This is a genomic window from Caballeronia sp. (genome assembly GCF_049581465.1).
Taxonomy (GTDB): domain Bacteria; phylum Pseudomonadota; class Gammaproteobacteria; order Burkholderiales; family Burkholderiaceae; genus Caballeronia.
Map to the genome: position 1 here is coordinate 1 of NZ_JBAUSA010000261.1, position 5,173 is coordinate 5,173.

At 61.2% G+C, this 5,173-nt stretch carries 4 protein-coding genes and 1 pseudogene; all 5 read right to left on the reverse strand.

Translation table 11 applies throughout. From position 1 onward, the window contains the following. Positions 1-14: 14 nt before the first annotated feature. On the reverse strand, positions 15-884 hold the full coding sequence (locus WCA53_RS06485) for a peptidase (RefSeq protein WP_423907092.1): 870 nt from the start codon (positions 882-884) through the stop codon (positions 15-17). A gap of 205 nt (positions 885-1,089) precedes the next feature. Continuing rightward, positions 1,090-1,887: a transglutaminase family protein gene (locus WCA53_RS06490; RefSeq protein WP_423907094.1), complete on the reverse strand. Its 798-nt coding sequence runs from the start codon at positions 1,885-1,887 to the stop codon at positions 1,090-1,092. A gap of 53 nt (positions 1,888-1,940) precedes the next feature. Continuing rightward, the gene (locus WCA53_RS06495) at positions 1,941-2,894 is read right to left on the reverse strand and encodes an alpha-E domain-containing protein (RefSeq protein WP_423907100.1); all 954 of its coding nucleotides are present in this window, start codon (positions 2,892-2,894) and stop codon (positions 1,941-1,943) included. Between the two features lie 118 nt (positions 2,895-3,012). Then, positions 3,013-4,419: a circularly permuted type 2 ATP-grasp protein gene (locus WCA53_RS06500; RefSeq protein ID WP_423907097.1), complete on the reverse strand. Its 1,407-nt coding sequence runs from the start codon at positions 4,417-4,419 to the stop codon at positions 3,013-3,015. A 458-nt stretch (positions 4,420-4,877) separates the two neighbouring features. After that, a pseudogene (locus WCA53_RS06505) lies at positions 4,878-5,173 on the reverse strand (ABC transporter substrate-binding protein); the annotation flags it as partial.

Below are 5,173 nucleotides of genomic sequence, written 5' to 3' on the forward strand. Positions count from 1 at the left end.
TTGCAGCTTGATCGTTATTGCTGCGAACGCCCGCTTTCCGGCTGCATCAGCGTCTGGAACGGCGACGCGTAGGTGTCTTGAACGGCCAAGGGATCGCCGTTTGGCGCATGCGGCACGCTCGACGCGGCGTCGCGCGCGTGGAGTGGCACATTGTTGGGATCGGCCCAGGTCGGATTGGGAATCTCGCCGAAAATCTGCCGCAGCCGTTCGCCCCACGTGCGATGAATCATCTCAAAATACTGGTTGTCGTGGTCGAGCGTGGAAAAACGCGTGACCCGCAGCGCGTCCTTCTCGTAGACCAGCAGGTCGAGCGGCAATCCAACCGACAAGTTCGAGCGCAACGTGGAATCCATGGAAACCAGCGCGCACTTTGCAACTTCATCCAACGGCGTGGAAGGCGTGACCACGCGATCGATGATCGGCTTCCCGTACTTCGATTCACCGATCTGGAAATACGGACTGACCGTAGACGCTTCGACAAAATTTCCAGCCGCGTAAACCATGAATAGGCGCGGGGCCGATCCGCGAATCTGGCCGCCGAGAATAAAGCTGCAATTGAAATCGATGTCGAATTCCGCCAGCGACGCCGCATCCCTCCGATGCACTTCGCGCACCGCGTCGCCGACCACGCGAGCCGCGTCAGCCATGGAGGGCGCGTTGTAGAGCGTGGTCTTGCGATCAGAGGCCGGTTCGGCAAGCAACTGCATGACCCCTTGCGTCAGGGCGAGATTGCCCGCCACGAGCATCACGAGCACGCGCTCGCCCGGGTGTTCGAAAACGGTCATCTTGCGCGCGGCGCTGACGTGGTCGACCCCGGCATTAGTACGCGTATCGGACAGGAAAACGATTCCCTCGTCCACGCGCATTGCCACGCAATAAGTCATGGGTCGGGATCCTGAAGAATGGGCAGAGGGATATTGTACGAGCGCAGGCGCGCCGATGCATCGAGCCCTCTGCTGCGGCGCGCCAATCGCCCGGGCCATACGCTCGGGTCATACCTGATATATCGGCACAGACGCTGCGTCGCTTGAAATTATTCGAGCCCCTTGGCTAACCCCGCTTCTCCGATATTTTCTGCAGACGAAAGCGTCATTGTTCGGCCAGCGCCTGCACGGAGACGTCCACGCTCATCTTCTCTTCCTTGCCGCCCACGCGCGAACCGCGCACGGGCGCGGCCGCTTCGTAGTCACGCGCCACCGCCAGGCGGCAATAGTGGCCACTGGCGAAGGCTGCGTGCGTCACGTCCACCGATACCCAGCCGTTGTCGAGCCATACATCGACCCACGCGTGACTCGCCGTGTGCTCGGCATCGCCCGGATCGATATAGCCGCTCACGTAACGCGCGGGCACGCCGCGCGCACGGCAACACGCGAGCATCAGGTGCGCGTGATCCTGGCAGACGCCGTTGCCAAGCGCCAGCGCCTGCGACGCAGTGCTGGTCACTGCCGTCACGCCGCTCAGGTAGTTCACCTTCGCTTCGATATTCTCGGCCAGTGCGATCAGCGCCGACGGGGTATCGAGCGCGGGCACCGAATGCGCCAGTTCGACAATCCCAGGATCCGATTCCGTGAGCGCCGTCGGGCACGTGTAGTGTTCCAGCGGAATGCCGCCGGGGCCATCGTTCAGGCGGCCGCCCGACAGCAGCGTGGTTTCCACTTGGCCCGTCACGATCAACCGGATCTCGGTATGCGGCTTGGTCAACACGAGCGTGTGCAGCGTGTTGCCGTAGGCGTCGCGAGCGACGTCCAGCTTGCCCGTGGTATCGATATGCCAGCGCCGCACCATTTGCGCCGAGCCATTGGCCGGCGTCATGCGCAATTGCTGGATGGAATACTGAACGGGAGCCGCATAGCGGTAACTGGTGTGATGCCGAATAGTCAAAAGCATGATGGTTCCCAGGACGAAGACGTTCAGGCAAGTTCAGCCGGATTGAGCCCGGTTCAGGCGATCGGCAGCATGAGGAAAGTGCGCATGACGCGCACGCCGAGTTCATCGACCCGCTTCAGGAATTGCGTCAGGTACGCGTGCACGCCGGTCTCCAGGATCTGGCGAATGTCCATGTACAGCACGTCGGCACGCAGTTTGCCAGCAAACCGCTCGCACTCGCTCGATCCGTTCGTGCGCAGCTTCTGGAGCGTCTCGCACACGCCTTCCAGCGACGCCAGCAGCGAGCGCGGCATTTTCTCGTTGAGGATCAGCAACTCGACCACACGTGAGGGCGTCACCACATCGCGGTATACCTTCCGATATATCTCGAGCGCCGAGACCGAGCTCAGGATCGACGTCCAGTAGTAAAAATCTTCCAGTTGGCGCGCGGCTTCACGCGAATTGGGTTCGGCGTCCGCAAAGCGCACATCGAGAATGCGCGCTGTGTTGTCGGCACGTTCCAGGTACATGCCGAGCTGGATGAACCAGAAGGCGTCGTCCTGAAGCGCTGTGCCGACCATCACTCCGCGGCAAAGATTCGACCGGTATTTGACCCATTCGAACAGGGCATCGGGACTCTTCCTGAGTTCGCCAGCGCCCAGTTTTTCGACAAACTCGAGCCACGTGAAATTGATCGTTTCCCAGGCCTCGGTCGTCAGCGTGCCGCGCACGGCGCGCGCGTTTTCCCGCGTGGCATGCAGGCAGGAAAGGATGCTCGACGCGTTGCGGGTATCCGCGACCATGAATTGCAGCATGTCTTCGCGCGAGTCGGAGTCGGGGAAATGCTCCTCGAAACTCGCCTCGAGCTCGGATATACGCAGCACGGAACGTTGCGCGCGCGCTTCCTGTTCGGGCGTCTGCGGCAGCAGCATGCCCTTCAGGTTGATGTCGAGCATGCGCGCGGTATTTTCCGCACGCTCCATGTAGCGAGCCATCCAGAAAAGGTGATCGGCTGTGCGGCTTAGCATCATGATGGCGTTCCGTTTGTTAGTAGCGCTCGGGAGCCGCGCCGCTCGTTGTAACCTCGGCAACTTAGGTAGCCTGGGCAACTCAGGCCGCGCCCGGGCGAGTCTCGCAGTGAGTGGGTTAATCCACTATCCAGGTGTCTTTCGTGCCGCCGCCCTGCGACGAATTCACGACCAGCGACCCTTCCTTCAACGCCACGCGCGTGAGGCCGCCGGCCGCCATCGTGACCTCCTTGCCCGACAGCACAAAGGGACGCAAGTCGATGTGGCGCGGCGCAATGCCCGACTCGACGAAGGTCGGACAGGCCGACAGCGACAGCGTAGGCTGCGCGATATAACCGTTCGGGCGCGCGATCAGGCGTTCGCGGAACGATTCGATTTCCGCCTTGGTCGATGCAGGCCCAACCAGCATGCCGTAGCCGCCCGCGCCATGAACTTCCTTGACCACGAGTTCCGGCAGGTGCGCGAGCGTGTAGGCCAGGTCGTCAGGCTTCCTGCACTGGAACGTGGGCACATTGTTCAGGATCGGTTTTTCGCCGAGATAGAACTCGATCATGTCCGGGACAAATGGGTAGATCGATTTATCGTCGGCGATCCCGGTGCCCATGGCATTGGCCAACGCCACGCGACCGGCGCGATACGAGGTCAGCAAGCCCGGAATGCCGAGTGCCGAATCCGTGCGGAACGCGAGCGGATCGAGAAAATCGTCATCGAGGCGCCGATAGATCACGTCGACGCGCTTCGGCCCCTGGGTCGTGCGCATGAAGACGTAGTTTTCATCGACGAAGAGATCCTTGCCTTCCACCAGTTCCACGCCCATTTGCTGCGCGAGGAACGAGTGCTCGAAGTAGGCCGAGTTGTACATGCCCGGCGTGAGGACGACGACATTGGGGTCGTCGACACCGGCCGGCGCGATCGAGCGCAGCGTTTCGAGCAGCAAGTCCGGATAGTGGGCAACGGGCGAAATGCGGTTTTGCACGAAGAGTTCGGGGAACAGCCGCATCATCATCTTGCGGTTTTCAAGCATGTACGAGACGCCCGAGGGCACCCGCAGATTGTCTTCCAGCACGTAGAACTCGCCTGCTTCGCCCGCGCGCACCACGTCGACCCCTGCGACGTGTGCGTAGACGTCGAGCGGCACGTCCACGCCCTGCATTTCCGGGCGATATTGCGCGTTCGTGTAGACCTGTTCCGCGGGAATCTTGCCGGCGCGCACGATGTCGTGATCGTGATAGATGTCGCGGATGAAGAGGTTCAGCGCCCGGACTCGCTGGCGCAACCCTGCTTCAAGCGTGCGCCATTCGTTGCACGGGATGATGCGGGGAATCATGTCGAAGGGAATCAGCCGCTCGGTGCCGGACAGGTCGCCGTTCACCGCGAACGTGATGCCGACTCGCCTGAACAGCAAGTCCGCTTCCGCCCGCTTGCGCGTGATGGTCTCGGGGCTTTGAGTAGAAAGCCAGCGAGAAAAACGTGCGTAGTGCGCCCTCACGGATTCCTCGTGACGCATTTCATCGTAGATCTGCATCTGTGCGTCCTATTGTGTTTGAGGCTCACGGTCCGCTTGCGCGTCAATGTGCTGGTTCGGTGCTGCCGCCAGCAGGGTCACGCCGGTTCAACGTTTAGGTGGCTTCAGTATCTCTATTAAAGCAACAGCCGTGCCATTTTTTAATGCTTGTTTTTCCTCATAGCGGGTTGTTAGCGTGGTCGGCCTGCGTCAAACGGGTGCGGCGGCGGGCCGATGTTGTTGGCGAGCGTCCATCATATGCCCGCGTTTGGTGCATCGGCCGGCGTTGGCTGGCTTCGTGCGGGTGTCTAGCGGGGCGCGTACTGATGGGTCCGCGAACCGCGCCTTGTTTCGGATAACCGACGGGTAGCGACAACTCGACGACTCTATGCTGACCCGTCGCGCGGCCTTTGTCGATATTGTTGCAGCGCTCGATAAGGTTCCGTTCGAGCCCAACGATTGGCGCTGATCGTTATTCGTTATTCGTTCGCCGCCGACGAAGCCGCCCGGGCAACGACCGCACCCTTCACATGGTTCACTGCCAACGACCGGGCAACGAATCCGCTTTCGATCATCGTGGACAGGAACGCCGTAACAAAAGCAGCGCCTGCCGCGCGGCCCTTCGGTGTACCCATTGCCTGTTCAATGACCATGAAACGCCCGTCGAGAAGACGAAGCCCCGCAATCCTGTCTGCATCTGCCTGCAATTGTTGTCGCACCCCCGCTGCAACGTCGAGAGATTCGGACACGAACAAATCGACGACCGCGCTTGAAG

Bases quoted from the DNA above. Each gene is read 5' to 3' on its own strand.
- WCA53_RS06485 (WP_423907092.1), bottom strand. From the start codon at position 884: ATGACTTATTGCGTGGCAATGCGCGTGGACGAGGGAATCGTTTTCCTG.
- WCA53_RS06490 (WP_423907094.1), bottom strand. From the start codon at position 1,887: ATGCTTTTGACTATTCGGCATCACACCAGTTACCGCTATGCGGCTCCC.
- WCA53_RS06495 (WP_423907100.1), bottom strand. From the start codon at position 2,894: ATGCTAAGCCGCACAGCCGATCACCTTTTCTGGATGGCTCGCTACATG.
- WCA53_RS06500 (WP_423907097.1), bottom strand. From the start codon at position 4,419: ATGCAGATCTACGATGAAATGCGTCACGAGGAATCCGTGAGGGCGCAC.